At 76.1% G+C, this 26728-nt stretch carries 25 protein-coding genes; 4 read left to right on the top strand and 21 right to left on the bottom strand.

Features of this window, described 5'->3' with window-relative positions; all coding sequences use genetic code 11:
• Positions 1 to 92 precede the first annotated feature (92 nt).
• The 7 genes from pyrF to pyrR are packed head-to-tail and all read right to left on the bottom strand — an operon-like array spanning position 93 to position 9599.
• Positions 93 to 968 carry an orotidine-5'-phosphate decarboxylase gene (pyrF, locus tag D0Z06_RS05615; RefSeq protein WP_199522143.1) on the bottom strand — a complete coding sequence of 292 codons (876 nt, stop codon included), beginning with the start codon at positions 966 to 968 and terminating at the stop codon, positions 93 to 95.
• Positions 965 to 2335 (bottom strand): beta/alpha barrel domain-containing protein, encoded by a 1371-nt coding sequence (locus D0Z06_RS05610; RefSeq protein WP_233517466.1) that lies wholly within the window; start codon positions 2333 to 2335, stop codon positions 965 to 967. The genes pyrF and D0Z06_RS05610 overlap by 4 nt, the downstream gene beginning before the upstream one ends.
• Positions 2332 to 5640, bottom strand: coding sequence for a carbamoyl-phosphate synthase large subunit (gene carB, locus D0Z06_RS05600; protein WP_117376362.1), 3309 nt, complete (start codon positions 5638 to 5640; stop codon positions 2332 to 2334). Before carB ends, D0Z06_RS05610 begins: the two co-directional genes overlap by 4 nt.
• A complete protein-coding gene (gene carA, locus D0Z06_RS05595; protein ID WP_117376361.1) occupies positions 5640 to 6809 on the bottom strand; it encodes a glutamine-hydrolyzing carbamoyl-phosphate synthase small subunit in 1170 nt (389 codons plus the stop codon). The genes carB and carA overlap by 1 nt, the downstream gene beginning before the upstream one ends.
• A complete protein-coding gene (locus D0Z06_RS05590; RefSeq protein WP_117376360.1) occupies positions 6806 to 8110 on the bottom strand; it encodes a dihydroorotase in 1305 nt (434 codons plus the stop codon). Before D0Z06_RS05590 ends, carA begins: the two co-directional genes overlap by 4 nt.
• Positions 8107 to 9024: an aspartate carbamoyltransferase catalytic subunit gene (locus tag D0Z06_RS05585; protein WP_117376359.1), complete on the bottom strand. Its 918-nt coding sequence runs from the start codon at positions 9022 to 9024 to the stop codon at positions 8107 to 8109. The genes D0Z06_RS05590 and D0Z06_RS05585 overlap by 4 nt, the downstream gene beginning before the upstream one ends.
• Complete coding sequence (gene pyrR, locus D0Z06_RS05580) at positions 9021 to 9599, bottom strand: bifunctional pyr operon transcriptional regulator/uracil phosphoribosyltransferase PyrR (protein ID WP_117376358.1); 579 nt, start codon at positions 9597 to 9599, stop codon at positions 9021 to 9023. The genes D0Z06_RS05585 and pyrR overlap by 4 nt, the downstream gene beginning before the upstream one ends.
• Positions 9600 to 9875: 276 nt before the next feature.
• Between pyrR and bldD the strand changes: the two genes are divergently transcribed.
• Positions 9876 to 10418, top strand: a complete 543-nt coding sequence (bldD, locus tag D0Z06_RS05575; RefSeq protein WP_117376357.1) for a transcriptional regulator BldD — start codon at positions 9876 to 9878, stop codon at positions 10416 to 10418.
• Between the two features lie 67 nt (positions 10419 to 10485).
• On the opposite strand, the gene nusB is transcribed toward bldD, so the two are convergent.
• The 14 genes from nusB to D0Z06_RS05505 all read right to left on the bottom strand — a co-directional run bounded on the left by nusB (position 10486) and on the right by D0Z06_RS05505 (position 24015).
• Complete coding sequence (gene nusB / locus D0Z06_RS05570; protein ID WP_117376356.1) at positions 10486 to 10893, bottom strand: transcription antitermination factor NusB; 408 nt, start codon at positions 10891 to 10893, stop codon at positions 10486 to 10488.
• Positions 10894 to 10923: 30 nt separating this feature from the next.
• The gene (gene efp, locus D0Z06_RS05565) at positions 10924 to 11484 is read right to left on the bottom strand and encodes an elongation factor P (RefSeq protein ID WP_117376355.1); all 561 of its coding nucleotides are present in this window, start codon (positions 11482 to 11484) and stop codon (positions 10924 to 10926) included.
• Positions 11485 to 12615 carry a M24 family metallopeptidase gene (locus tag D0Z06_RS05560; protein ID WP_117376354.1) on the bottom strand — a complete coding sequence of 377 codons (1131 nt, stop codon included), beginning with the start codon at positions 12613 to 12615 and terminating at the stop codon, positions 11485 to 11487.
• 62 nt (positions 12616 to 12677) lie between these two features.
• On the bottom strand, positions 12678 to 13112 hold the full coding sequence (gene aroQ / locus D0Z06_RS05555; protein WP_117376353.1) for a type II 3-dehydroquinate dehydratase: 435 nt from the start codon (positions 13110 to 13112) through the stop codon (positions 12678 to 12680).
• A complete protein-coding gene (aroB, locus tag D0Z06_RS05550) occupies positions 13109 to 14194 on the bottom strand; it encodes a 3-dehydroquinate synthase (RefSeq protein WP_117376352.1) in 1086 nt (361 codons plus the stop codon). Before aroB ends, aroQ begins: the two co-directional genes overlap by 4 nt.
• Positions 14191 to 14727, bottom strand: coding sequence for a shikimate kinase (locus D0Z06_RS05545; RefSeq protein WP_117376351.1), 537 nt, complete (start codon positions 14725 to 14727; stop codon positions 14191 to 14193). Before D0Z06_RS05545 ends, aroB begins: the two co-directional genes overlap by 4 nt.
• Positions 14724 to 15902, bottom strand: a complete 1179-nt coding sequence (gene aroC, locus D0Z06_RS05540) for a chorismate synthase (RefSeq protein ID WP_117376350.1) — start codon at positions 15900 to 15902, stop codon at positions 14724 to 14726. The genes D0Z06_RS05545 and aroC overlap by 4 nt, the downstream gene beginning before the upstream one ends.
• Positions 15903 to 16052: 150 nt before the next feature.
• A complete protein-coding gene (locus D0Z06_RS05535) occupies positions 16053 to 16877 on the bottom strand; it encodes a shikimate dehydrogenase (RefSeq protein WP_117376349.1) in 825 nt (274 codons plus the stop codon).
• Complete coding sequence (gene mltG, locus D0Z06_RS05530) at positions 16870 to 18360, bottom strand: endolytic transglycosylase MltG (protein ID WP_158579887.1); 1491 nt, start codon at positions 18358 to 18360, stop codon at positions 16870 to 16872. The genes D0Z06_RS05535 and mltG overlap by 8 nt, the downstream gene beginning before the upstream one ends.
• Positions 18357 to 19010 (bottom strand): Holliday junction resolvase RuvX, encoded by a 654-nt coding sequence (ruvX, locus tag D0Z06_RS05525; RefSeq protein WP_233517465.1) that lies wholly within the window; start codon positions 19008 to 19010, stop codon positions 18357 to 18359. The genes mltG and ruvX overlap by 4 nt, the downstream gene beginning before the upstream one ends.
• A gap of 5 nt (positions 19011 to 19015) precedes the next feature.
• Complete coding sequence (gene alaS / locus D0Z06_RS05520; protein WP_117376348.1) at positions 19016 to 21691, bottom strand: alanine--tRNA ligase; 2676 nt, start codon at positions 21689 to 21691, stop codon at positions 19016 to 19018.
• A gap of 26 nt (positions 21692 to 21717) precedes the next feature.
• Positions 21718 to 21999, bottom strand: coding sequence for a hypothetical protein (locus tag D0Z06_RS05515; RefSeq protein WP_117376347.1), 282 nt, complete (start codon positions 21997 to 21999; stop codon positions 21718 to 21720).
• A complete protein-coding gene (locus D0Z06_RS05510) occupies positions 21999 to 22424 on the bottom strand; it encodes a DUF948 domain-containing protein (RefSeq protein ID WP_117376346.1) in 426 nt (141 codons plus the stop codon). Before D0Z06_RS05510 ends, D0Z06_RS05515 begins: the two co-directional genes overlap by 1 nt.
• 247 nt (positions 22425 to 22671) lie before the next feature.
• A complete protein-coding gene (locus D0Z06_RS05505; protein WP_233517464.1) occupies positions 22672 to 24015 on the bottom strand; it encodes a replication-associated recombination protein A in 1344 nt (447 codons plus the stop codon).
• 36 nt (positions 24016 to 24051) lie between these two features.
• Here D0Z06_RS05505 and D0Z06_RS05500 point away from each other — a divergent pair, with 36 nt between their 5' ends.
• The 3 genes from D0Z06_RS05500 (at position 24052) to D0Z06_RS05490 (ending at position 26707) form a co-directional block, all read left to right on the top strand.
• Positions 24052 to 24906: an aldo/keto reductase gene (locus D0Z06_RS05500; protein WP_117376345.1), complete on the top strand. Its 855-nt coding sequence runs from the start codon at positions 24052 to 24054 to the stop codon at positions 24904 to 24906.
• Between the two features lie 71 nt (positions 24907 to 24977).
• A complete protein-coding gene (locus tag D0Z06_RS05495; RefSeq protein ID WP_117376344.1) occupies positions 24978 to 25922 on the top strand; it encodes an NAD(P)H-binding protein in 945 nt (314 codons plus the stop codon).
• Entirely contained in the window at positions 25919 to 26707 is a 789-nt protein-coding gene (locus D0Z06_RS05490) for a CPBP family intramembrane glutamic endopeptidase (protein WP_199522142.1), read from the top strand. Before D0Z06_RS05495 ends, D0Z06_RS05490 begins: the two co-directional genes overlap by 4 nt.
• Positions 26708 to 26728 lie beyond the last annotated feature (21 nt).

The raw sequence follows: 26728 nt of genomic DNA, 5'->3' as shown, positions 1-26728 counted from the left end.
CACGCCGGTCCCGACACGCCGGGACGCCGCTCAGCGCCCCCGCCGGCCGAGCGGCCGGCCCCGGGTGGCGGGCGCGCCCGGGCGGGCCCGCCTCACGCCAGCGCGGCGGCCCAGCGACCGGCGGCCGCCCGGAGCGCCGCCGCGTCGGGCCCGGCGGCCAGCACGTCCCGCGACACCGCGGGGACCACGGCCGCGCCGTCGCCGAACAGCCGGCGCAGGTCGGCCGGCGAGCCGCCCTGGGCGCCGAGCCCCGGCGCGAGCACGGGACCCCCGAGGCCGCTCAGGTCGACGTCGCACTCGGCCAGCGTGGCGCCGACGACGACGCCGAAGGAACCCGTGCCCGGGCCCCAGCGGCTGCCGAGGTCCTGCACCGCGCCGAGGTCGGGCGGCGGGTCGCCGACCACCCAGCCGGGGGTGTTCCAGCCGCGCACGGCGTCGACGACGACCTGCGCCACCGACCGCTCCCCCACGAGCGCGTGCTGGAGGGCGCCGGCCCCGGGGTTGGAGGTGCGGGCGAGGACGAACAGCCCCCCGCCGTGCTGCCGGGCGGTGTCGACGGCCGGCTGGAGCGAGCCGGGACCCAGGTAGGGGCTGACGGTCATGGCGTCGACGGCCAGCGGGTGCTCCGGGCGCAGGTAGTCGGCGTAGGCGTCCATGGTCGAGCCGATGTCGCCGCGCTTGGCGTCGAGCAGGACCAGCGCCCCGGCCGCCCGGGCACGGGCGACGGCGTCCTCCAGGACCGCCAGCCCCCGCGAGCCGTGCCGCTCGTAGAACGCCAGCTGCGGCTTGAGGACGGCGACCGTGCCGGCCAGCGCGTCGACCACGGCGTCGGTGAACCGCGCCAGCCCCTCGGGGGCGTCGGGCAGCCCCCAGCGCTCCAGCAGCGGCAGGTGCGGGTCGATGCCGACGCACAGCGGGCCCCGGGCGGCGACGGCGTCGGCCAGCCGGTGCCCGAACGGGGCGATCACGGCCCCACCGCGCGCGGCAGGGTCTCCCCCAGCGCGGCGGTGCAGTCGCGGGCCAGGTACGGGGAGGCGAAGGCCCCGGAGGCCGACTGCACCGCGTCGGCGCCGGCGGCGAAGAGCGCCGCGAAGGAGGCCGGGTCGGTGACCCCGCCCATCGCCAGGACGTCGAAGCGCGCCCCCGCCGCCTCCCGCAGGCCCACCAGGCGCCGGGTGAAGTCCAGCGCGGAGGCCCGCACGGCGATGCCCGAGAGCCCGGCGAGCTCGCGGCCGGGGAACGTCGGTGCGCCGTCGCTGCGGCGCACCCGGGTCTGGACGGTGTTGATGCCCGCGATGCCGTCGACCAGCGGGGCGATCCGCGGCACCAGCGCGGCGAGCCGCCCGGTGTCCAGCCAGGAGAGCTTGGCCACCAGCCCCGTGCGGTCGTCCAGGGCCCGCCGGACGCCCTCGACGACGGCCACCGTGGCATCGGCGTCCAGGCACAGCGGCGGGCGCACGCCGGCCGTCGAGCGGTCGCGGCTGTTCGGGCAGGACAGGTTGAGCTCGACGACCGGCGCCCCGGCCTCCTCGGCCAGCCGCGCCGTGCGGGCGAAGTCCGCGACGAGCTCGGCCGCGTCGGCGGCCTCGCCCATGACGCTGACCAGGAGCAGCTGGTCGTCGTCCACCGCGGCCAGCGACCGCTCGAGGTCGGGCATCCACTCCTCCGGCGCCGGGGAGGGCACGCCGAAGGAGTTGACCGTGCTCACCGCCGCCGAGCCGGGCGGCACCCAGTCCCAGGGGTCGGCGGTGACGTCGGCGGCCGCCCCGGGCGGCAGGCCGGCCGTCTCGCGCGCGGCGAAGGTCCAGTTGGGCTGCGGGTTGGGGTCGTGGGCGCGGCTGCGGACGGTCTTGTAGGTCAGCACGTTCCACCCGTTGGCGGCGTGGTGGCGCACCCAGGCCTCGCCGCCGTTGAGCACGCAGGCCGGCACCCCGATGGGGAAGCCGACCGACCGGCCCAGCACCGGCCAGCGGCGCCGGGCGGCCGGGCGCTCCGGCAGCCGCGGCCCCACCGGGGTGGTGAGGTTGTCGCGGTAGGAGCCCAGCACGTCGTAGGCCGGGGTCGGGACGCCCGCGGCGGCGAGGACCCCGGCGTGCCCGGCGAAGAAGACCACCCGGGTCAGCAGCGGCAGGTCCTCGTCGCCGACCGCGCCGGAGGCCAGCCGGGCGGCCAGCCCGCGCGCCGCCGCGGCCAGCGCGTCGAGCTCCGGCTGCGGCGGCCGCGCGAACCGGGTGACCCCGGCGAGGAAGGCGTCGGGCAGGACGTCGACCGCCCCCCGGGCCACGAGCCCGTCGCGCACCCGCTGCACGGCCGCCGCCGGCGGGGCCTCGGTCACGACCGCGCCGGGGCCGCGAGGGCGGCGTGCACCTGCTGCAGGCTGCGGACGCCGACGTCCCCCCGGCGGAGCGACTCCACGCCCTGCACGGCCGCGGCCAGCCCCTGCACCGTGGTGATGCACGGGATGCCGGCGGCCACCGCGGCGGTGCGGATCTCGTAGCCGTCCAGCCGCGGCCCGCTGTTGCCCGGCGTCCCGAACGGGGTGTTGACCACGATGTCGACGTCCCCGGCGAGGATGCGCTCGACGACGTTGCCCGGGCCCTCGCTGAACTTGCCCACCACCTCGCAGTCCACCCCGTTGCGGCGCAGCACCTGCGCGGTGCCGGCGGTGGCCAGCACCCGGAAGCCCAGGTCGGCGAGCCGCTTCACCGGGAAGATGGCCGAGCGCTTGTCCCGGTTGGCCAGCGAGACGAAGACGGTGCCCTCGACCGGCAGCGACCCGTAGGCGGCGGCCTGGGACTTGGCGAACGCCGTGCCGAACCCGGTGTCGAGGCCCATGACCTCGCCGGTCGACTTCATCTCCGGCCCGAGGACGGTGTCGACGTTGTGCCCCTCGACGGTGCGGAAGCGGTGGAAGGGCAGGACCGCCTCCTTGACCGCGATCGGCACGTCCGCGGGCAGGTCGGCCCCGTCCCCGGAGAGCGGCAGCACGCCGGCGCGGCGCAGGTCGGCGATCGACTCCCCTACCGCGATCCGCGCGGCCGCCTTGGCCAGCGGGACGGCGGTCGCCTTGGACACGAACGGCACCGTCCGCGACGCCCGGGGGTTGGCCTCCAGGACGTGCAGGACGTCGTCCTTGACCGCGTACTGGACGTTGACCAGGCCGCGCACGCCGATCCGCGCCGCGAGCTGCTCGGTCGCCGCGCGGATCCGCGCGACGTCGGTCTGGCCCAGCGTGATCGGCGGCAGCGCGCACGCCGAGTCGCCGGAGTGGATGCCGGCCTCCTCGATGTGCTCCATCACCCCGCCGAGGAACAGCTCGGTGCCGTCGTAGAGGGCGTCGACGTCGACCTCCACCGCGTCCTCGAGGAACCGGTCGACGAGCACGGGGTGCTCCGGGCTGACGTCGGTGGCCTTGGCGATGTAGGCCTCGAGGGTGGCGTCGTCGTAGACGATCTCCATGCCCCGCCCGCCGAGCACGTAGGAGGGCCGCACCAGCACCGGGTAGCCGACGGCGGCGGCGATCCCCCGGGCCTCGGCGAACGTCGTCGCGGTGCCGTGGGCGGGCGCCTGCAGCCCGGTGTCGGCCAGCACGCGGGAGAACGCGCCGCGGTCCTCCGCGTCGTCGATCGCCTCCGGGGCGGTGCCCAGCACCGGCACCCCGGCGTCCTTGAGCCGCTGCGCCAGGGCCAGCGGGGTCTGGCCGCCGAGCGTGCAGATGACGCCGGCGACCGGGCCGGCGGCCCGCTCGGCCTCGTAGACCTCGAGCACGTCCTCGAAGGTGAGCGGCTCGAAGTACAGCCGGTCGGCGGTGTCGTAGTCGGTGGAGACGGTCTCCGGGTTGCAGTTGACCATCACCGCCTCGTAGCCGGCGTCCTGCAGCGCCATGACCGCGTGCACGCAGGAGTAGTCGAACTCGATGCCCTGACCGATCCGGTTCGGCCCCGAGCCGAGGATGAGGACGGCCGGCCTCTCCCGCGGCTCCACCTCGGTCTCCTCGTCGTAGGACGAGTAGTGGTACGGCGTGCGGGCGGCGAACTCGGCGGCGCAGGTGTCGACCGTCTTGTACACCGGGCGCACGCCCAGCCGGCGCCGCAGCGTCCGGACGCCGTCCTCCCCGGCCAGCTCGGGGCGCAGGGCGGCGACCTGCCGGTCGGACAGGCCGTGCCGCTTGGCCCGCCGCAGCAGCTCCGGGGTCAGGGACGGCGCGTCCCGGACCTCGGCGCCGACCTCGGAGACGAGCGCGAGCTGGTCGACGAACCACGGGTCGAAGCCGCTGGCCGCGGCGACCTGCTCGACGCCGGCGCCGGCGCGCAGCGCCGCCTCGGCCAGGTACAGCCGGCCGTCGACCGGGGTGCGCAGCGCCTCGAGCAGCTCGTCGACCGGGCGCGACGCCAGGTCCTCGCCCGCCCCGGTCCAGAAGCCGGCCCGCGAGGTCTCCGTCGAGCGCATCGCCTTGCCCAGCGCCTCGGGGAAGTTGCGGCCCAGGGCCATGACCTCGCCGACGCTCTTCATCGTGGTGGTCAGCCGCGGGTCGGCGCCGGGGAACTTCTCGAAGGCGAACCGCGGGATCTTCACCACGACGTAGTCCAGCGTCGGCTCGAAGGCCGCCGGCGTGACCCCGGTGATGTCGTTGGTGATCTCGTCGAGGGTGTAGCCGATGGCCAGCTTCGCGGCGATCTTGGCGATCGGGAAGCCGGTGGCCTTGGACGCCAGCGCCGACGAGCGGGAGACCCGCGGGTTCATCTCGATCACGACCAGCCGGCCGTCGACCGGGTTGACCGCGAACTGGATGTTGCAGCCCCCGGTGTCGACGCCGACCTCGCGCAGCACCGCGATGCCGACGTCGCGCATGTGCTGGTACTCGCGGTCGGTCAGCGTCATGGCCGGGGCGACGGTGACCGAGTCGCCGGTGTGCACCCCCATCGCGTCGACGTTCTCGATCGAGCAGATGACGACGACGTTGTCGCTGCGGTCGCGCATCAGCTCGAGCTCGTACTCCTTCCAGCCGAGCACCGACTCCTCGACGAGCACGGTGTGCACCGGGGAGTCGGCCAGGCCGTGGGTGGCCATCCGCCGGAGCACCGCCTCGTCGGTGGCGAACCCGGAGCCGAGGCCGCCCATGGTGAAGCTGGGCCGGACCACCACCGGGTAGCCGACCTCGGCGGCGGTCTCCACCGCCTCCTCGACGCTGCCGCAGACCCGCGAGCGGGGGGCGTCGGCGCCGACCGACCGGACGATGTCCTTGAACAGCTGCCGGTCCTCGCCGCGGTTGATCGCCCCGACGTCGGCGCCGATGAGCTGCACGCCGTAGCGCTCGAGGACGCCGCTGTCGTGCAGGGCGATGGCGATGTTCAGCGCGGTCTGCCCGCCCAGGGTGGCCAGCAGGGCGTCGGGGCGCTCGGCGGCGATCACCTTCTCGACGAACTCCGGCGTCAGCGGCTCGACGTAGGTGGCGTCGGCGACCTCGGGGTCGGTCATGATCGTCGCCGGGTTGCTGTTGACCAGGCTGACCCGCAGCCCCTCGGCCCGCAGCACCCGGCAGGCCTGGGTGCCCGAGTAGTCGAACTCGGCGGCCTGGCCGATGAGGATCGGCCCGGAGCCGATCACCAGGACGTGCGAGATGTCGGTGCGCCTGGGCATCAGGCCTGCTCCCCCGTCGTGTGCTCGACGACCGGGGGCGGGCCGCCGGCGACGGCCGAGCCCTCCCGGGCGGTCTCCATGAGGTCGACGAACCGGCCGAACAGCGGCGCGGCGTCGTGCGGCCCGGCCGCGGACTCCGGGTGGAACTGCACGCTGAAGGCCGGCGCCTCCTGCAGCCGCAGGCCCTCGACCACGTCGTCGTTGAGCCCGACGTGGCTGACCTCGACCGGCCCGTACGGGGTGTCGGTCGGCCGGTCCAGCGGGGCGTCGACGGCGAAACCGTGGTTGTGGCTGGTCACCCGCACCGTGCCGCTGACCCGGTCGAGCACCGGCTGGTTGAGCCCCCGGTGCCCGAACCGCAGCTTGTAGGTGCCCAGCCCGAGCGCCCGGCCGAGGATCTGGTTGCCGAAGCAGATGCCGAAGAGCGGACGGCGGGCGTCGAGCACCCCGCGCACCGCCGCCACGGCGTAGTCGGCCGCGGCCGGGTCGCCCGGGCCGTTGGACAGGAACACCCCGTCGGGCCCGGCGGCCAGCAGGTCCGCGGCGGTGGCGGTGGCCGGCAGCACGTGGGTCTCCACGCCGAGCTCGGCCAGGTACCGCGGGGTGGCGGTCTTGATGCCCAGGTCGAGCGCGGCGATGGTGAACCGCTTCTCCCCCACCGCCGGGACGACGTACGGGTCGTTCGCCGTGACCGCCGGTGCGAGGTCCGCGCCGGCCATGCCCTCGGCCCGCCGCACCCGGGCGAGCAGCTCGTCGGCGTCGAGCCCCTCGCTGCTGATGCCGGCGCGCATGGCCCCGCGCTCGCGCAGGTGCCGGGTCAGCGCCCGGGTGTCGACGCCGCTGATGCCGACGACGCCCTGGCCGGCGAGCGCGTCGTCGAGGCTGCCGGTGGCCCGCCAGTTGGCCGGGCGGCGGGCGGGGTCGCGCACGACGAACCCGGCCACCCACATCCGGCGGCTCTCGTCGTCCTCGCCGTTGACCCCGGTGTTGCCGATGTGCGGGGCGGTCATGACGACGATCTGCCGCGCGTAGCTGGGGTCGGTGAGGGTCTCCTGGTAGCCGGTCATCCCGGTGGCGAAGACCACCTCGCCGAGCGTCGTCCCCACCGCGCCGTAGGCCTCGCCGCGGAACGTCCGCCCGTCCTCCAGGACCAGGACCGCGGGCCTCACCGCTGCGCCTTGCCGTCGAGCACCGTCGGGACACCTCTCAGGAACGTGTGGACCACCCGGCCGGGCAGCTCCCGGCCGGCGTAGGGGCTGTTGCGGCTGCGGCTGGACAGGGCGGCCGGGTCGACCACCGACCGGGCCGCCGGGTCCAGCAGCACCAGGTTGGCCGGCTCGCCGGGAGCCAGCGGGCGGCCGTGCGCCAGCGGGCCCCGGCCGTCGAGCCGGCCGATCGCGGCCGGGCGGGCCGACATCCGGTCGGCCACGCCGCGCCAGTCGAGCAGCCCGGGCTCGACCATGGTCGCGAGGACCACCGAGAGCGCCTGCTCCAGGCCGAGCATCCCGGGCCGGGCGGCGGCCCACTCGCTCTCCTTGTCCTCCACCGCGTGCGGCGCGTGGTCGGTGGCGACCGCGTCGACGACGCCGTCGGCGAGCGCCTGCCGCAGCGCCTGCACGTCGGCGTCCGTGCGCAGCGGCGGGTTGACCTTGAACACCGGGTCGTAGCTCTCGGCGCAGGCGTCGGTGAGCAGCAGGTGGTGGGGGGTGACCTCGGCGGTGACCTGGACGCCGCGGCTCCTGGCCCAGCGGAGGATCTCGACCGAGCCCGCGGTGGAGACGTGGCAGACGTGCAGCCGGGCGCCGACGTGGCCGGCCAGCAGCACGTCGCGGGCGATGATCGCCTCCTCGGCGGCGGCCGGCCAGCCGGTCAGGCCCAGCCGCGCGGAGCGGTCGCCCTCGTGCATCTGCGCCCCGGCGGTCAGCCGCGGCTCCTCGGCGTGCTGGGCCACGACGCCGTCCAGCGCCTTGACGTACTCCAGCGCCCGCCGCATGAGCGCGGGGTCGGCCACGCACATGCCGTCGTCGGAGAAGACCCGCACGCGGGCGGCGGAGTCGGCCATCGCGCCCAGCTCGGCCAGCCGCTGCCCGCCCAGCCCGACGGTCACCGCGCCCACCGGCACGACGTCGACCAGCCCGGCGTCCCGGCCCAGCCGCCACACCTGCTCGACGACGCCCGCGGTGTCGGCGACCGGGTCGGTGTTGGCCATGGCGTGCACCGCGGTGTACCCGCCCAGCGCCGCGGCCCGCGAGCCGGTCTCGACGGTCTCGGCGTCCTCCCGGCCGGGCTCGCGCAGGTGGGTGTGCAGGTCGACCAGCCCGGGCAGGGCCACCAGGCCGGCCGCGTCGACGACCTCGGCGCCCGGCGCGGACAGGCCCGGCCCGATCCCGGCGATCCGGCCGTCCTCGAGCAACAGGTCGGCCGGGGCCTCGCCGTAGGGGCGGGCGCCGGTGACGAGGTAGGTGCTCACTGGGCGCCTCCGAGCAGCAGGTAGAGCACGGCCATGCGCACGGAGACCCCGTTGCCGACCTGCTCGACGATCGTGGAGCGGACGGAGTCGGCCACCTCGGCGGCGATCTCCATCCCGCGGTTCATCGGGCCCGGGTGCATGACGATCGCGTCGTCGCCCAGGGCGGCCATGCGCCGGGCGTCGAGGCCGTAGCGGCGGCTGTACTCGCGGGCGCTGGGGAAGAACGAGGCGTTCATCCGCTCGGCCTGCACCCGCAGCATCATGACCACGTCGGCCTTCGGCAGGACGGCGTCCAGGTCGTAGGAGACCTCCGCCGGCCAGCTGCCCACCCCGACCGGCAGCAGCGTGGGCGGCGCGACCAGGGTGACCTCCGCGCCCAGGGTGTGCAGCAGCCGGACGTTGGAGCGGGCCACCCGGCTGTGCAGCACGTCGCCGACGACGGCGACCCGCACGCCCTCGAGCCGGCCGAGCCGCCGCCGGACCGTGTAGGCGTCCAGCAGCGCCTGGGTGGGGTGCTCGTGGGTGCCGTCACCGGCGTTGACGACGCTGCCGCGCACCCAGTGCGCCAGCCGGTGCGGCGCGCCCGAGGCGGAGTGCCGGACCACGATGGCGTCGCTGCCCATCGCCTCGAGGGTGAGCGCGGTGTCCTTGAGGCTCTCGCCCTTGGAGACGCTGCTGCCCTTGGCGCTGAAGTTGATGACGTCGGCCGACAGCCGCTTGGCCGCCAGCTCGAAGGAGATGCGGGTGCGGGTGGAGTCCTCGTAGAAGAGGTTCACCACGGTGCGGCCGCGCAGCGTGGGCAGCTTCTTGACCTCGCGGCCGGCCAGCGCGGCGTCGATCTGCGCAGCGGTGTCGAGGACCAGCGTCGCGTCGGCGCGGTCGAGGTCGGCCGCCTCCAGCAGGTGCCGCTTCACCGCGCATCCCCGGTGAGGAGGACCTCGTCGACGCCGTCGACCTCGGTGAGGTGCACCCGCACCGACTGGCTGCGCGAGGTGGGCACGTTCTTGCCGACGTAGTCGGCCCGGATCGGCAGCTCCCGGTGCCCCCGGTCGACGAGGACGGCCAACTGCACGGCGCGGGGCCGGCCCAGGTCGCGCAGCGCGTCGAGCGCGGCCCGCACCGAGCGGCCGGAGAACAGGACGTCGTCGACCAGGACCACGAGCCGGCCGTCGATGCCCGCGTCGGGCAGCACAGTCGGCTCCAGCGCGCGCACGCCGCGGGTCCGCAGGTCGTCGCGGTGGAGGGTGATGTCGACGGTGCCGGTGCCGACCGCGGTGCCGGAGAAGGCCGCCACGCGGGCGGCCAGCCGGCGGGCCAGCGGGGCGCCGCGGGTGGGGATGCCGACGAGGACGAGGTCGGCGAGCGACTCGCCTGCCTTCTCGATCAGCTGGTGGGCCATCCGGTCGACCACGCGGGCGACGTCGGCGGCGGAGAGCAGCGCTCCCGGCGCTGCGGGGCTGCCCAGGGCAGCCGGGGACGAGCCGGCCATGAGGCCTCCTTCCCCGCCTCACGGGACGGGTCGTTAAAGGAGAGGGGTGGACCGGGGACGACCGTACTGCACCGCGACCGGTGACCCGCGGCACGCTCCGGGTGGGTCCCGGGGCGCCCGGCGGCCCGGCCGGTCCCCCCGGCGGCCACCTCCGCGCGTGAAGCCGCAGGACATCCCGCTCACCCGGGGGAGTGCCCTGGTGTCGCCGTCCCCGCGAGATCGGTACGCTCCGTGACGACAGAACGCCTCCGACGACGGACAGTGAGCAGGAACGCGATGAGCACCGACTACTCACGGGCCCTCGGTGCCCGGCTCCGCGCCATCCGCAACCAGCAGGGACTCTCCCTCCAGGGGGTGGAGGACAAGTCGCACGGCCGCTGGAAGGCCGTGGTGGTCGGCTCCTACGAGCGCGGCGACCGCGCGGTGACCGTGCAGCGGCTCTCGGAGCTCGCCGTCTTCTACGGCGTCCCGGTCTCCGAGCTGCTGCCCGACCCGCGGCCGAGCTCCGCGGTGACCTCGACGACGAAGATCGTGCTGAACCTCGAGTCGCTGGGCTCGCTGCCCGCCGACGAGGCCGGCCCGCTGGCCCGCTACGCCTCCACCATCCAGGCGCAGCGGCACGACTACAACGGCAAGGTCCTCTCCATCCGCGCGGAGGACCTCAAGTCGCTGGCGATCATCTACGACATGAGCCCGGACGAGCTGACCAGCCGGCTGATCGAGTGGGGCGTCCTCTCCCCCGGCATGGAGGGCATCGCCGGCGGCGACGACGAGGACGACGAGGCCTGGGGCAACGACCGCCGGCGCGCCCAGCGCTGAGGGGGCGACCCGCCGGCCGGGGCGCCCCCGCCCCCCGGGCCCGCACGGGCCGGGGGGCGCGGGGCGCTCAGCGGGTGGGGACCTCGGCGTCCAGGATCGCGCCGAGGACGCCGTTGACGTAGGCCGGGGAGTCGTCGGTGGACAGGCTCCTGGCCAGCTCCACGGCCTCGTCGATGACCACCGCGTCGGGCACGTCGTCGGCCCACAGCAGCTCGAAGACCGCCATGCGCATGATGGCGCGGTCGACGTCGGGCAGCCGCGCCAGCGTCCAGCCGCTGGCGTGCCGGGCGATCAGCTCGTCGATCCGCGCGCCGTGCTCCACGGCGCCCTCGACGAGCCGGATCGCGTGGTCGGGGATCGGCGGGGCGGCGAGCGCCACCCGCTCGCGCAGCAGCTCCAGCGGGTCGCTGCTGCGGACGTCGGCCTCGTAGAGGACGTCGACGGCGCGCTTGCGCGCCTTGGACCGGGCGGCCATGTCGGGGCGGGGCCGGGGACGGGCGGGCCGTCAGTTGGCGCGGCCGAGGTACCGGCCGTCGCGGGTGTCGACCTTGAGCCGGTCGCCGGTGTTGACGAACAGCGGCACCTGGATCTGCGCGCCGGTCTCCAGGGTGGCCGGCTTCGTGCCGCCGGTGGAGCGGTCGCCCTGCAGCCCCGGGTCGGTGTGCTCGACGACCAGCTCCATGGTCACGGGCAGCTCGACGTAGAGCGGGGTGCCCTCGTGGACGGCGACCACGGCCTCGGTGTTCTCCAGCAGGTAGTCCGCCCCGCCGCCGACGGTCTCGGCCGGGACGGGGATCTGGTCGAAGGTCTCGCCGTCCATGAAGACGAAGTCGGTGCCGTCCTTGTACAGGTAGGTCATCGACCGCTTGTCGACGGTGGCGGTGTCCACCTTCGTGCCGGCGTTGAAGGTCTTGTCGACGACCTTGCCCGAGAGCACGTTCTTCAGCGTGGTGCGCACGAAGGCGCCGCCCTTGCCGGGCTTGACGTGCTGGAACTCGGTGACGGCCCAGAGCTGGCCGTCGAGGTTGAGGACCATGCCGTTCTTGAGGTCGTTGGTGGTAGCCATCTAGAGGACCAGCAGTTCCTTGCTCGTGAGGGTCAACAACTCGGGCTCGCCATCGGTGACGACCAGCGTGTCCTCGATCCGGACACCGCCGTGGCCGGGCAGGTAGACGCCCGGCTCCACGGTGACGGCCATGCCGGCGGCCAGCGTACCCGCGCCGAGCGGGCCGATGCCCGGCGCCTCGTGGATCTGCAGGCCCACCCCGTGGCCCAGCCCGTGGGTGAAGTGCTCGCCGTGCCCGGCGGCGGCGACGACGTCGCGGGCCGCGGCGTCGACCGCGACCACGTCGGCCCCGGGTGCGAGCGCCGCCCGGCCGGCCGCCTGGGCCGCGGCGACGAGGTCGTACACCTCGCGCTGCCAGTCGGACGCGTGGCCGAGGACCAGCGTGCGGGTCATGTCCGAGTGGTAGCCGTCGACGGTGGCGCCGAAGTCCAGCTTGAGCAGGTCGCCGGCGCGCAGCTCCGTGCCGTCGGGCCGGTGGTGCGGGATCGCCGAGTTCGCGCCGGTGGCGACGATGGTCTCGAAGGACGGCGCCTCGGCGCCCATGGCCAGCATCCGGGCGTCGAGCTCGCGGCCGACCTGCAGCTCGGTGCGGCCCGGCCGCAGCGCGCCCTCGGCGGCCAGCTCGGCCAGGGCGGCGTCGGCGATCGCGCAGGCCCGGCGCAGCGCGTCGACCTCCTCGTCGTCCTTGACCGCGCGCAGCGCCTCCACCGCGCGCCCCAGACCGGTCAGCTCCGGCACCTGGCCCCCGGCGGCGTCGGCCACCGCCGACTCCAGCGCGCGCAGCCCGTCGACGGTGACGTGGTGGCCCTCGAAGCCGATCCGCCCCGCGCCCGGACCGCCCGACCGCGGGCGCACCGCCTCGCGGGCCAGGGCGGTCGCGGTCGCCCGGTCCACCAGCAGCTCGACATCGGGCACCTGGGTGCCGGCCTGGGTGGTGTAGCGGCCGTCGGTGCCGAAGACGTCGGGGTGGGCGGGGGACGGATCGGTGCGCAGCAGCAGCGCGCCGTTGGAGCCGGTGAACCCGGTGAGGTACCGCACGTTGTGCAGCTCGGTCACCAGGACGGCGTCCAGCCCCCGCTCGGCGGCGGCCGCCCGCAGCCGGTCCCGCCGGCCGGCCTGACGCGCACCCATCTGCAGACCTCCTCCTCCGGGGCCGTGCCCGGACCCCGCCGCGGTGCCCACCCGCTGCCGCCTCACCGCACGCCCCGCGCGGCCAGCCACTGCAGCGCGAGCACGTAGCCCTGCACCCCGAGACCGGCGATGACCCCGTCGGCCACGCCGGACACGTAGGAGTGGTGCCGGAACCCCTCGCGGGCGTGGATGTTGGTGATGTGCACCTCGACCAGCGGGCCGTTGAGCGCGGCCAGCGCGTCGCGCAGCACCACCGAGGTGTGCGACCAGCCGCCCGGGTTGACGACCACCGCGTCGCCGGCGTCGGAGGCGGCGTGCACCCAGGTGAGCAGCTCGGCCTCGGAGTCGGTCTGGCGCACCAGGACCGCGACGTCCAGCTCGCGGGCGGCGTGCTCCAGCAGCGCGACCAGCTCGGCGTACGTCGTCGTCCCGTACTTCTCCGGCTCCCGCAGGCCGAGCCGGCCCAGGTTGGCGCCGTTGAGCACCTGGATGGTCATGCCGTCCCCCCACGGACCGCCGCCTGCGCGGCCCCTCCGTCCACCGCCGCCCACGCGGCGTCGAGCCAGGCCTGGTCCGGGTCGGCCAGGATCCTCGGGTTGCCGAGCCCGTCGAGGACGACGAAGCGCAGCGACGCACCGCGGGCCTTCTTGTCCACCCGCATCACCGACTGCAGCCGGGGCCAGTCACCGGCGTAGCGGGTCGGCAGCCCGATCGCGGCGACGAGGTCGCGGTGCCGGGCGACCTCGGCGGGCGTGAGCAGCCCCGCCTGCCCGGCCAGCTCGGCGGCGAACACCAGCCCGACGCCGACCGCCTCGCCGTGCCGCCAGCCGAAGTCCTCGACCCGCTCGATCGCGTGGGCCAGCGTGTGGCCGTAGTTGAGGTGCTCCCGCACCCCGGTGTCGAGCAGGTCCTGCCCCACCGCGTCGGCCTTGACGCGCACGGCCCGCTCGATGAGCTCGGCGGTGTCGCGGCGGCCGGTGGGGTCGGCCTCGAGCAGGGCCAGGACGGCCGGGTCGGCGATGAACCCGCACTTGACGACCTCGGCCAGGCCCGAGCGGAACTCCGCCGCGGGCAGCCCGGCCAGCACGTCGGTGTCGGCGAGCACCGCGGCCGGTGGGTGGAACGCGCCGACGAGGTTCTTGCCCGCGGCGGTGTTGATGCCGGTCTTGCCGCCGACCGCGGCGTCCACCATGCCCAGCAGGCTGGTCGGCACCTGGACGACCCGCACCCCGCGCACCCAGGTGGCGGCGAGGAAGCCGGCGAGGTCGGTGACCGCGCCCCCGCCCACGCCGACGACCGCGTCGGAGCGGGTGAGCCCGAGCCGGCCGAACTCCTCCCAGGCCGCGGCGGCCACCGCTGCGGTCTTGGCGGCCTCGCCGTCGGGCACGACGACGGCCTCGGCGGCCACCCCGGCGGTCTGCAGCGCCTCCACGGCGGCGCCGGCGCGGGCGGCCAGCGGTGGGGCGTGCACGACGGCGGCCCGGGTGGTGCCGGCCAGCACCACCCCGAGCTCGGCCAGGGCGCCGGGGCCGATGACGACCTCGTAGGGCCGCTCCCCCGCGACGGGGACGCGCCTCACGAGCGGGCCCGCTGCGCGCCCACGGCGGCGAGCACGTCGGCGACCACCTCGGCCGGCTCCCGCCCGCCGGTGGGGACGGTGGCCGAGGCGACCTCGGCGTAGAGCGGGGCGCGCGCCTGCAGCAGGCTGCGCAGCGTCGCCCGCGGGTTGAGGCCCAGCACCGGCCGCTCGCGGCCCAGGCCCACCCGCCGGGCCGCCGAGGCCAGGTCGACGTCGAGCCACACGACCGTGCCGCCGGCGCCGCGGTGGGCGGTCAGCAGGGCCCGGGTCTCCTCCGCCAGCACCGCCCCGCCGCCCAGGGCGAGGACGCCGTCGTGCCCGGCCAGCGCGCGGTGGACCGCCTCCCGCTCCAGCGCGCGGAAGTGCTCCTCGCCGCGCTCGACGAACAGGTCGGCGACGGTCCGGCCCGTGCGCGCCTCGACGTCGGCGTCGGTGTCGCGGAACGGCACGCCGAGCGCCCGCGCCACCGCGGTGCCCACGGTGGTCTTGCCCGACGACGGCGGGCCCACCAGCACCAGGACCGGGCCGCTCACCGGACGGCCAGCGCGTCGAGGTAGGCCCGGGCGTTGCGCCGGGTCTCGGCGAGGGAGTCCCCGCCGAACTTCTCCAGCGCCGCGTCGGCGAGCACCAGCGCGACCATCGCCTCCATGACGACGGCGCCGCGCGGCACCGCGCAGGCGTCGCTGCGCTGGTTGATCGCGACGGCCGGCTCGCCGGTGGCCACGTCGATCGTGGCCAGCGCCCGCGGCACGGTGGAGATCGGCTTCATCGCGGCGCGCACCCGCAGCACCGCGCCGTTGGTCATCCCGCCCTCGACGCCGCCGGCGCGGTCGGTGAGCCGCTGCACCCGGCCGTCGGCGAGCACGATCTCGTCGTGGGCGACCGAGCCGCGGCGGCGGGCGGTCTCCAGGCCGTCACCGACCTCGACGGCCTTCACCGACTGCACGCCCATCAGCGCGGCGGCCAGCCGGGAGTCCAGCCGGCGGTCCCAGTGCACGTGGCTGCCCAGCCCCGGCGGGAGGCCGTGCACCACGACCTCGACGACGCCACCGAGGGTGTCGCCGTTCTTCCGGGCGTCGTCGACCTCGGCCACCATCTGCGCGCTCGTGGCCGGGTCGGCGCACCGGACCGGGTCCTCGTCGACGCGCGGGTTGTCCTGCGGGCCGGGGACCACGCCCGGCGGGACGACGACCGGGCCGATGCCGACGACGTGGCTGACCACCTCCACGTCGAGGGCCTGGCGCAGGAAGGCGCGGGCCACCGCCCCCAGCGCCACCCGGGCGGCGGTCTCGCGGGCGCTGGCCCGCTCGAGCACCGGGCGGGCGTCGTCGAAGCCGTACTTCTGCATGCCCGGCAGGTCGGCGTGCCCCGGCCGGGGGCGGGTGAGCGGGGCGTTGCGCGCCTGGCCCTCGAGGACCGCCGGGTCGACGGGGTCGGGCGACATCACCGTCTCCCACCTCGGCCACTCGGTGTTGCCGATCTGGACGGCGATCGGCCCGCCCTGCGTCAGGCCGTGGCGCACCCCCCCGGTGAGCGTGACGACGTCCTGCTCGAAGGACATCCGCGCGCCGCGGCCGTGGCCGAGCCGGCGGCGGGCCAGGTCGGCGTCGAGGTCGGCGGTCTGCACCCGCACACCGGCCGGGAGGCCCTCGAGGATGGCGGTGAGCTGCTGGCCGTGCGACTCACCGGCGGTCAGCCAGCGCAACATGCCCCGGATTCTGCCAGTAGCAGGACGCTCCCCCTCCGGCCTCCCTGCTGGATCCCACGGCGAGCCCGCGAGTCGTGGGGGGCAGGGAGGTCCTCTCTCCCTCGCACGCTCGGGGTGGGTCCCGGGAGGGGGCCGTACCCCACGTCCACCTCAGCGGAGCCCGAGCGCGGCCCGCATGGCCTCGATCGGCGCCGGCCGCCCGGTCATCAGCTCGACCTGGACGGTCGCCTGCCAGAACAGCACCTCCAGCCCGCCGGCCACCGTGCCGCCGGCCGCGGTCACCGCCCGGGCCAGCGGGGTGGGCCACGGGTCGTAGAGCACGTCGAGGACCGTCTGCCCCGCCCGCCAGCCCAGCGCGGCCACGGCCGGCTGCCCGGCGACGGGCACGGTGCTCACCACGACCGGGGCCGGCACCGGCCCCCCGGACATCGGGAGCACCCGTGCGGGCACCTCCAGGGCGTCGAGCACCCGGAGCACGTCCTCGGTGCGCGCGGGGTCGCGGACGACGACGTCCACCGCCTCGGCGCCGAGGGAGGCCAGGGCCACCGCGGCCGCCGCCGCCGTCCCCCCGGCGCCCAGCAGCGCCGCGTGCGACACCTGCTCCACGCCGGCCAGGCGGAGCGCCATGCCCACGCCGGTGACGTCGGTGTTCTCGGCCCGCCAGCCCGCCCCGGTGCGGACCAGGGTGTTCGCCGCGCGCAGCAGCCGCGGCAGCGGCTCCACCACGTCGGCGACCTCGACCGCCGCCTGCTTGCACGGCATGGTCACCGAGAACCCGCACCACTCCTCGCCGAGGCCGGCGAGCAGGACGGGCAGGTCCTCGGGGCCCACGTCGAGGGCGTCGTAGGTCCAGCCCTCCAGGCCCAGCGCGGCGTAGGCCGCCCGGTGCAGCAGCGGGGACAGCGAGTGCCCGACCGGCCGCCCCAGGACCGCCGCGCGCCTGCCCGTCCCCGCCGACCCGGAGGGGTCAGCCACCGCAGCCCAGGCCGGCCTCGGCGCAGCGCTGCCGGGCGGCCAGGAACTCCTCGTAGCTGCTGGTGAAGAAGTGGTTGCCGTCCTGCGACTCCAGCACGTAGTAGAGGAGGTCGCCGGTCGAGGGCGCGAGCGCGGCCTCGAGGCTGGCCTCCCCCGGGGAGCTGATCGGCGTGGGCGGCAGCCCGGCCCGCGTGCGGGTGTTGTACGGCGAGTCGGTCTCCAGGTCGGTCACCGTGAGCTCGTTGCCGTTCTTGCCCAGCCCGTAGGCCAGCGCCGCGTCGATGCCCAGCGGGATGCCCTGCTCCAGCCGGTTGTAGATGACCTGCGCGACGTCGGGCCGCTCCTCGTCCAGCCGGGTCTCCGACTGCACCATCGAGGCCACGATCACCACCTCGAGCGGCGAGCGCCCGGCGGCCGCCGCGCGCTCCTCCAGCTGGATGCGCGCGGCGGTGTCGGTGAAGGCCGACACCATCGCCCTCAGCATGTCCGCCGGGGTGTCGTCCGGCGTGAAGTCGTAGGTGGCCGGGAACAGGAAGCCCTCCAGCTGACCGCCGGCCCACTCCGGCACGCCCAGCGCCGCCGGGTCGGCCGCGGCGGCGCGGAACTCCTCGACGGGCCGCTCGGTGGCCTCGGCCAGCCGCTGCAGGGTCTGCTCGACGGTGAAGCCCTCCGGCACGGTGACCCGGGCGAACAGCCGCGAGGAGGGGTCGAGCAGCAGGTCGAGGGCGGCCTGGCCGCTCATCTCCTCCCGCAGGGCGTACACGCCCGGCTGGATGCCGGTGGCCGCCGGGTTGGCCTCGGCGGCCGCCACGAACGGGCTGACGGAGGCGATGACCCCGGCGTCGACCAGGCTGCGGCCGATGTCGCTGAGGGTGTCCCCCACGGCGACGCGGACCTGCACCTCCCCCGTGCCCTGCCCGGTGTAGTCCTCGGCCGCCGGGTTCACCAGGCCGATGAGCGCCCGGCCGCCGACGACGATGCCGCCGACCAGTGCGACCAGCACCGCCAGCGACAGCACGATCGCCAGCGGGCGGCGGGCGCCGCCGCGGCCGGCGCCGCCGCGCCCCCGGGGGGGCCGGCCGCGGTGGTCGGTGTCCTGCGCGTCCGCGCCGAGGACCTCCAGCCCGCCGGTGGCCTCGGGGTCGTCGTCCCAGTGCGGCTCGTGCCCGTGCGGGTCCGCCGGGTACGGGTCGATCGCGGCGGTCTCGTCGTCGCCGGCGGGCGGCCCGCCCGGCGCGCCGGGGCCGCCGGGCAGCGGGACGGCGACGGTCGCGTCCTCGTCGGCCCCGTCGCGGCGCGGCAGGCGCGACCAGGCGCCCGCGGGCCGCGGCGGGAGGTCGGGCAGCGGCGCGGAGGGGTGGGCCGCACCGGCCCGCCGGCCCGCACCGTCGCCGGGCGGGACCAGCGGACCGGTGCCGTCGTCCGGCCCGGCGGTCCCGGACGCGTGCCGGCCCCGCGCCCCGCGCGGGGCCGGGTCGGTCACGATCGCTCCTGCTGCGCGTCCAGGTAGGCCTGGAGGATGACCACCGCCGCGGCCTGGTCGATCACCGACCGCTGGCGGCGGCTGTCGAGGCCGTTGGCCCGCAGGGCGCCCGACGCGCTCACGGTGGACAGCCGCTCGTCGACGAGGTGCACCGGCACGCCGCCGAGGCGCCCGGCGAGGGCCCGGGAGTACGCGCGGGCCTCCCGCGCCGACGCGCCGGACGCGCCGGACAGGTGCCGGGGCTCGCCCACGATCACCTCGGTCACCTCGTGCTCGGCGACCAGGGCGGCGATCCGGTCGAGGTCGGACTCGTCCCGGGCCCGGGGCACGGTCTCCAGCGGGCTGGCCAGCGTGCCGGTCGGGTCGGACAGCGCCACGCCCACGCGGACGCTGCCGACGTCGATGCCCAGCCGGCGGCCCTGCCGGGTCCGGCGCGGCGGGATGGGCAGCCCGCCCGGCAGGCCGCCGGAGAGGTCGATCTGCGCGGTCTCGTGCCGGACCGGCGGGAAGCCGGCGCGCAGGTCGATCTGCTCGGTGCGGTGGTGCACCGGCTCCTGCGGCGTGCTCCGGGGCCGGGACGGCGGCACCGCCGGGCGGCTCACCCGCCGCTCCCCCACCGGACCGGTCTCGTCGGGGCGCTGCTCGGGCACGTCCCTCACCTCCCTGCGGCGGTCGCGACCGCCTGTTCGCCGGCCTCGAGGGCCGCGGGGATGCCACTCGGGTCGGTCCCCCCGCCCTGGGCCACGTCTGCCTTGCCCCCGCCCCGGCCGCCGACGGGGACGGCGGCGGCGCGGAGGACGTCGTTCGCCGTCAGGCCGCGCTCCTGGGCGGCCGGGGTCAGGGCCGCCACGAGGGCCACCTTGCCGCCGGACTCGGAGGCGAGCAAGACCACCGCCGGGCGATCGGCCAGCCGGCCGCGGACGTCGAGGGCCAGGGTGCGCAGGTCACCCCCGCCGAGGCCCGCAGGCGCGCCGGTGACGACCGCGATCCCGGTCACCTCGCGCGCCGAGCGGGCCAGCTCGCCGGCCGCGGCGAGGGTCTGCTGCCCCCGCAGGTCGGCGACCTCGCGGTCGAGGTCGCGCATCCGGGCCAGCATGCCGGCGACCCGGTCGGTCAACCCGTCGGCCGGGGTCTTGAGCAGGTCGGCGAGCTGGCGCACCAGGTCGCGCTCGCGGGCCAGGTAGCGGAACCCCTCCAGGCCCACGGCCGCCTCGACGCGCCGCGAGCCCGAGCCGACCGACGACTCGCCGGTCAGCGCGAGGGTGCCGATCTGGGCGCTGCCCTGCACGTGGGTGCCGCCGCAGAGCTCCCGTGACCACGGGCCGCCGATCTCCACCACGCGCACCTGCTCGCCGTAGGTCTCCCCGAACAGCGCCAGGGCGCCGATGGCCTGGGCCTCGGACAGCGTCATGAACGCGGCGCTCACCGCGTGGTCGGCGCGGACGGCGGCGTTGGCGACGTCCTCGACGTCCCGGCGCTGCTGCGCGGTCAGCGCACCCTGCCAGGCGAAGTCCAGCCGCAGGTAGCCGGGCCGGTTGTAGGAGCCCGACTGCAGCGCCTGCGGGCCGAGCACCTGGCGCAGCGCGGCGTGCACCACGTGGGTGCCGGAGTGCGCCTGGCAGGCCGACAGCCGCCACTCGCGGTCCACCTCGGCGACGAGCTCGGCGCCGTCGCGCAGCTCCCCCTCGAGGACCCGGACCTGGTGCACGACCAGGCCCTTGACCGGGCGCTGCACGTCGAGCACCTCGGCGCGGCCACCGTCCCAGGTCAGGGTGCCGGCGTCGGCGACCTGGCCGCCGGACTCGGCGTAGAAGGGCGTGCGGTCGAGCACGACCCGGGTGACCTCCCCCGGGCCGGCGACGGCCGGGCCGTCCTCCTCCAGGTCGGTGACGACGCCCAGCACGCGCGAGTCGGTGCGCAGGGTGGAGTAGGCCCGCCAGTCGGTGGCCCCGTGCTCGGCCAGCAGCCGGCGGTAGGCCAGGACGTCGACCGAGCCGGTCCGCTTGGCGCGGGCGTCGGCGCGGGCCCGGTCGCGCTGCTGCTGCATGAGCGCCCGGAACCCCGCCTCGTCGACGGTGACGCCCTGCTCGGCGGCCATCTCGAGCGTGACGTCGATCGGGAAGCCGTAGGTGTCGTGCAGGCTGAAGGCTTGCTCACCGGACAGCGCGGGGGCGCCGGCGGCCTTGGCCTGGGCGACGGCGGTGTCGAACAGGGCGGTGCCGGAGGTGAGGGTGCGCCGGAAGGCGTCCTCCTCGGCGTAGGCCACCGACGAGATGCGGTCGAAGTCGGTCTCCAGCTCCGGGTAGCTGGCCTTCATCGCGTCGCGCGAGACGGGCAGCAGCTCCGGCAGGGTGGCCGCGTCCACGCCGAGCAGGCGCATCGACCGGACGGCGCGGCGCAGCAGCCGGCGCAGGATGTAGCCGCGGCCCTCGTTGCCGGGCGTGACGCCGTCCCCGATGAGCATCAGGCCGCTGCGCACGTGGTCGGCGACCACCCGCAGCCGCACGTCGGTGTCGTGGTCCTTGCCGTAGGTGACCCCGGCGAGCTCGGCGCCCCGGTGCAGCACGGGGGCGACCTCGTCGATCTCGTAGAGGTTGTCCACGCCCTGCAGCAGGTAGGCCACCCGCTCCAGGCCCATGCCGGTGTCGATGTTCTTCCTCGGCAGGTCGCCGACGATGCGGAAGTCCTCCTTGCTGCGCACGTCGGCCAGCTCGTACTGCATGAAGACCAGGTTCCAGATCTCCAGGAACCGGTCCTCGTCGACGACCGGGCCGCCGTCGGGGCCGTGCTCGGGGCCGCGGTCGTAGTAGATCTCGCTGCACGGGCCGCCGGGGCCGGGCTGGCCGGTGTGCCAGTAGTTGTCCTTCAACCCGCGGCGCTGGATGCGCTCCTCGGGCAGGCCGGCGATCCGCTTCCAGGCGTCGGCGGCCTCGTCGTCGTCCAGGTAGACGGTGACCCAGATGCGGTCGGGGTCGAAGCCCAGCTTGCCGTCCTCGACCGACCCGGTGACCAGGTCCCAGGCGTGCTGGACCGCCCCCTCCTTGAAGTAGTCGCCGAAGGAGAAGTTGCCGTTCATCTGGAAGAACGTGCCGTGCCGGGTGGTCCTGCCCACCTCCTCGATGTCGAGGGTGCGCACGCACTTCTGGACGCTGGTGGCGCGCGGGTACGGCGCGGGCTCGCGGCCGGTCAGGTACGGGATGAACGGCACCATGCCGGCCACGGTGAACAGCAGCGACGGGTCCGGGGACACCAGCGAGGCGCTGGGGACGACGGTGTGCCCGCGCTGGGCGAAGTGCTCGAGGAAGCGGCGGCGGATCTCGGCGGTCTGCATGTCCTACTCGGTCGGTGTGCGGGTGGTCAGTCGGCGGCGTGCGCGCCGCGCCGGGGCAGCTGCGCCGGGCCGCCCTCGGGGAGCGGGGCGTCCAGGCCGGTGCCGGCGCGGATCTCGGCCTCGCGCTCGGCCATCGCCTCGCGGACGTCGGCACCGAACGCGCCGATGGCGTCGGCGAGGTCGCGCAGGCCCTCGGCGATCGAGGCGCCGACCCCGGCGGGGGTCATCCGCTCCGCGGCGCGGGACATCTTGCGGACGAGGAGGGCGCCGATGGTGACGCCCATCGCGAGCCAGAACAGCCGGCGCATCAGGCGGCCCTCCGAGCGGCGCGGCGCGCACGCCGGTCGGCCTTGTCGCGGGCGGCGGCCTCGGCGATGGCCTGGCCCTCGCGCTTCTTGCGCGCCGCGCTGCGCACCCCGTAGCTGAACGCGGCCACCTTGATCAGCGGGCTGCCGACGGTGGCGGCGACGACGCTGGTCAGCGCGGCGACGTTGCTGGAGACGTTCGCCGCGTTGCCGGTGATGTCGTCCACGCGCTCGAGGTTGCTGTTGACGTGGGCGACCGTGGTGGAGGCCTGGGTCAGGATGGGCTGCGCCTGCTCCCGTGCCTGCCGGATGGTCAGGGTGGCCTCGTCCAGCGTGCGGCCCAGCTTCAGCAGCGGGATCGCGAGCAGGGCCACCAGCAGCACCAGGGCCAGGGCGGCGATCAGGCCGGCCCACTCTCCTGCGGACACGCGGGGTCTCCTCGTCCTCGGCGACGCCGGTGCTCCGGCGTCGTCTGGTCGACGTCGTGGGCACGGCGGGCGCTCGGACCGTCGTGCTCTCGTCGTCATGTCGGCGTCTCGTCGGCGCCACCGTCTCGGCGTCGCCGGCCGGGCCCGGCACCGGCCGGCGGGCGTCGACCCGGCGTGGCCACAGTAGCCGCGGCCGCCGGGCGGTGTCCGTGCCCCGCCGGGACCGCAGGCCCCGGGCGGCGGTCGCTCAGGCCCCGCGCCGCCGGAGGATCGCGCGCAGCTTGCCCAGCCGCGCCGCGATCGGGCCCTCGGCGCCGCGCGAGGTCGGCCGGTAGTAGTCGCGGCCGACCAGCGCGTCGGGCGGGTACTGCTGGGGGACGATGCCCTCCGGCGAGTCGTGCGGGTACCGGTAGGTGGTGCCGTGGCCGAGCTTCCGGGCGCCCGCGTAGTGGGCGTCCCGCAGCCCGGGGGGCACCGGCCCGGCCAGACCGGCGCGCACGTCGGCGACGGACTCGCCGATGGCGACGGTGACGGCGTTGGACTTCGGTGCCGTCGCGAGGTGGACGACGGCGTGCGCCAGGGGGAAGTGCCCCTCGGGCATGCCGATGAGGGCGACGGCCTGCGCGGCGGCCACGGCGGTCTGCAGCGCCGTGGGGTCGGCCATGCCGACGTCCTCGCTGGCGGAGATGACCAGCCGGCGGGCGATGAAGCGGGGGTCCTCCCCCGCCTCCACCATGCGGGCCAGGTAGTGCAGCGCGGCGTCGACGTCGGACCCGCGGACGGACTTGATCAGCGCGCTGGCCACGTCGTAGTGCTGGTCGCCCTGCCGGTCGTAGCGGACCGCGGCCTGCGCCACCGCGGTCTCCAGCGTGGCCAGGTCGATCACGGTGCCGCCGGCCGAGCGCGCCGCCCCCGCGCCGGACTCCAGCGCGGTGAGCGCCTTGCGGCCGTCGCCGCCGGCGATGCGCACCAGGTGCTCCTCGGCCTCGGGCGCCAGCGTCACCGCGCCGTCCAGCCCCCGCTCGCTGGTCAGCGCCCGGTGCAGCAGCGCCCGGACGTCGTCGTCGGCCAGGGGCTGCAGGGACAGCACCAGGCTGCGCGACAGCAGCGGGCTCACCACGGAGAAGAACGGGTTCTCCGTGGTGGCCGCGACGAGGCTGACGATGCGGTCCTCGACGGCGGAGAGCAGGGAGTCCTGCTGGGTCTTGGAGAAGCGGTGCACCTCGTCGATGAACAGCACGGTGCGCCGGCCGGCGTAGGTCAGCTCGCGCTTGGCCGCGGTGATGACCGCGCGGACCTCCTTGACCCCGGCGTCCAGCGCCGACAGCTGCACGAACTGCCGCTTGGTGGCCAGCGAGACGACGTGCGCGAGGGTGGTCTTGCCGGTGCCGGGCGGGCCGTGGAGGACCAGGGACATCGGCTCGTCGCCCTCGACCAGGCGGCGCAGCGGCGCACGGGGGCCGAGCAGGTGCTGCTGGCCGACCACCTCGTCCAGCGACCGGGGGCGCATGCGCACGGCCAGCGGCGCCCCCGGGTCGACCGCCGGGCCCCCGGGCCCGTCGTCGGCCGGCTGGTCGAACAGCGAGCTCACGGTTGCCGACGCTACCCGGGGGGCACGACAGGCCCCGTGCAGCAGCGACGCATCGGGGACACGACCGTCAGCGCGATCGGCCTGGGCGCGATGCCCCTGTCGACGAAGGAGGACCGGCCGGGGCCGGAGGAGGCCGAGGCGGTGGTGCACGCGGCGCTCGACAGCGGCGTGACGCTCATCGACACCGCCGACGCCTACGCCCGGGACGAGGGCGAGTTCGGCCACAACGAGGAGCTGGTCGCCCGGGCGCTGCGCTCCTACGGTTCGGCGCCGGACGTGCTGGTGGCCACCAAGGGCGGGCACACCCGCCGGGGCAGCGACTGGGAGCTCGACGGCTCGCCGGCCTACCTGCGGCGGGCCTGCGAGGCCTCGCTGCGCCGCCTCGGCGTCGACGCCATCGACCTGTACCAGTTCCACCGCCCCGACCCGGCCACGCCGTGGGAGGAGTCGATGGGGGCGCTGCGGGAGCTTGCCGACGCCGGCCTCGTGCGCACGGTCGGCATCTCCAACGCCGACGTCGCGCAGATCGACGTCGCCCGCTCGATCGTCGGCCCGGCGCTGGTCAGCGTGCAGAACCAGTTCTCCCCCGGCTGGCGGCACTCGCGCGACGAGCTGGCGCACTGCGCCGGCCACGGCCTGGCCTTCCTGCCGTGGAGCCCGTTCGGCGGCGTGTCGGCGGCCGGTTCGCTGGACGCCGCGGCGCCGGCGTTCGCCGAGGTCGCCGAGGAGCTCGGCGTGTCGGTGTACCGGGTGACGCTGGCCTGGCACCTGGCGCAGGCCGACGTCGTCGTCCCGATCCCGGGGGCCTCGCGGGCCGGGTCGATCCAGGACTCCGCCGCGGCCGCCGAGGTCGAGCTGACCCCCGAGCAGCTGGCCCGCCTCGACGCCTGACGCGGCCCGCCCGGCCGCAGGGGGTGGCCCGTGGAGTCGCGCGGCGGGCCGCGAGCGGCGACGCTCGGGAGGTGCGCGTACTGGTCACCGGGGCATCGGGGTTCGTCGGCGGGCGGCTGGCGAGCGCCCTCGTCGAGAAGGGGCACGAGGTGCGGGCGATGACCCGGCACCCCGACCGCTACGGCGGCGCCGGCAAGCCGGTGGCCGGCGACGTCGGGGACGAGGACTCCCTGCGCGCCGCCCTGACCGACGTGGACGCCGCCTACTACCTCGTGCACTCCCTGGGCGACCCGGACTTCGAGCGCAAGGACGCCGCCGCCGCGCGCGCCTTCGCCCGGGCGGCGGCCGGCACCGGCGTGGGCCGCATCGTCTACCTCGGGGGCCTGGGCAAGGACGACGACTCGCTGTCGCCGCACCTGCGCAGCCGCCGCCAGGTCGAGCGGCTGCTCGGGGAGACCGGCGTCCCGGTGACCGCGCTGCGGGCCGGGATCGTCGTCGGGCACGGCGGCGTCTCCTGGGAGATGACCCGCCAGCTGGTCGCCCACCTGCCGGTCATGATCACGCCGCGCTGGGTGCACACCCGCACCCAGCCGATCGCGATCGCCGACATGGTCCGCTACCTCGTCGGCGTGCTGGAGACCCCCGGGACGGAGGGGCGGGTCTTCGAGGTGGGGGGCGCGGAGGTCCTCGAGTACCTGGAGATGCTGACCCGGGTGGCGGAGATCCAGGGCCGGCACATGTTCGTCCTGCCGGTGCCCCTGCTCTCGCCGCAGCTGTCCTCGCGGTGGCTGTCGCTGGTCACCGACGTCGACGTGAAGACCGGCCGCTCGCTGGTGGACTCCATGACCAACGAGGTGGTCGTGCACGACCCCGCCATCCGCGACGTGGTGCCCTTCGAGCCGATGGGCTACGACGAGATGGTCCTCGCCGCGCTGGCCGAGCGGGCCCGCGAGCGGCGGGAGCAGCGGGGCGCTCCCCGCCGGCTCGGGCACCTCGCCCGGGGGGCCCGGGCGTGAGCCGCCGCGGCCTGCTCGACCGGGTCACCGACCGGCTGGTCGACCGGGTGGCCCCCCGGCTGCCGCACTGGCTGGTGGAGAAGGTCCCCCGCGACCACTGGGAGAGCGACGCCGCCTTCCGCCGCCGCCGGCGGGTCACCGGCGCGGTCGCCGTCACCGGCGCCGGCCTGCTCGGCCTGTCGCTGTCCCGGAAGCCGAACACCCCCGCCTTCTACGGGCTCACCCTCGCCGTCGCCGGCACCTGGACGGCGGGCGGGCTGCTGTCGGGCCCGCTGCACCTGGGCTGGATGCGCCGCTCCACGCAGGAGGCCATGACCCGGCCGGTGCTGACGCCGGTGCTCACCGGGGCCGGCGCCTTCGGCGTCTTCTACGGCGCGGCGCTGGTCGCCAAGCAGGTCCCGGTGCTGGACCGGGCGATCACCCGGGTGCTGCGCTACGCCCACCAGGGGTCGCTGCCGCTGGTGCTCACCACCACGCTGGCCAACGGCCTGGCAGAGGAGGTGTTCTTCCGGGGCGCCCTGTACGCCGCGGTGGGCAGCCGGCGGCCGGTGCTCACCTCGACCGCCGTCTACGGCCTGGCCACCACCGCCACCCGCAACCCCGCCCTGGTCCTGGCCTCGCTCGCCATGGGCCTGCTGTTCGGGCTGCAGCGACGGGCCAGCGGCGGCATCCAGGCACCGATGATCACGCACGTCACCTGGTCGGTGCTCATGCTGCGCTACCTGCCGCCGCTGTTCGCCGACGAGCCGTCGATCGACGACCCGCGGGAGGGGACGAAGGACTGACCGGCGGGTGGGACGGCGGCG

This window comes from Geodermatophilus marinus (assembly GCF_003428645.1).
Taxonomy (GTDB): domain Bacteria; phylum Actinomycetota; class Actinomycetes; order Mycobacteriales; family Geodermatophilaceae; genus Geodermatophilus.
Note: the sequence above shows the minus strand (reverse complement) of the source record. Positions and strands in the feature narration are given on the sequence as shown.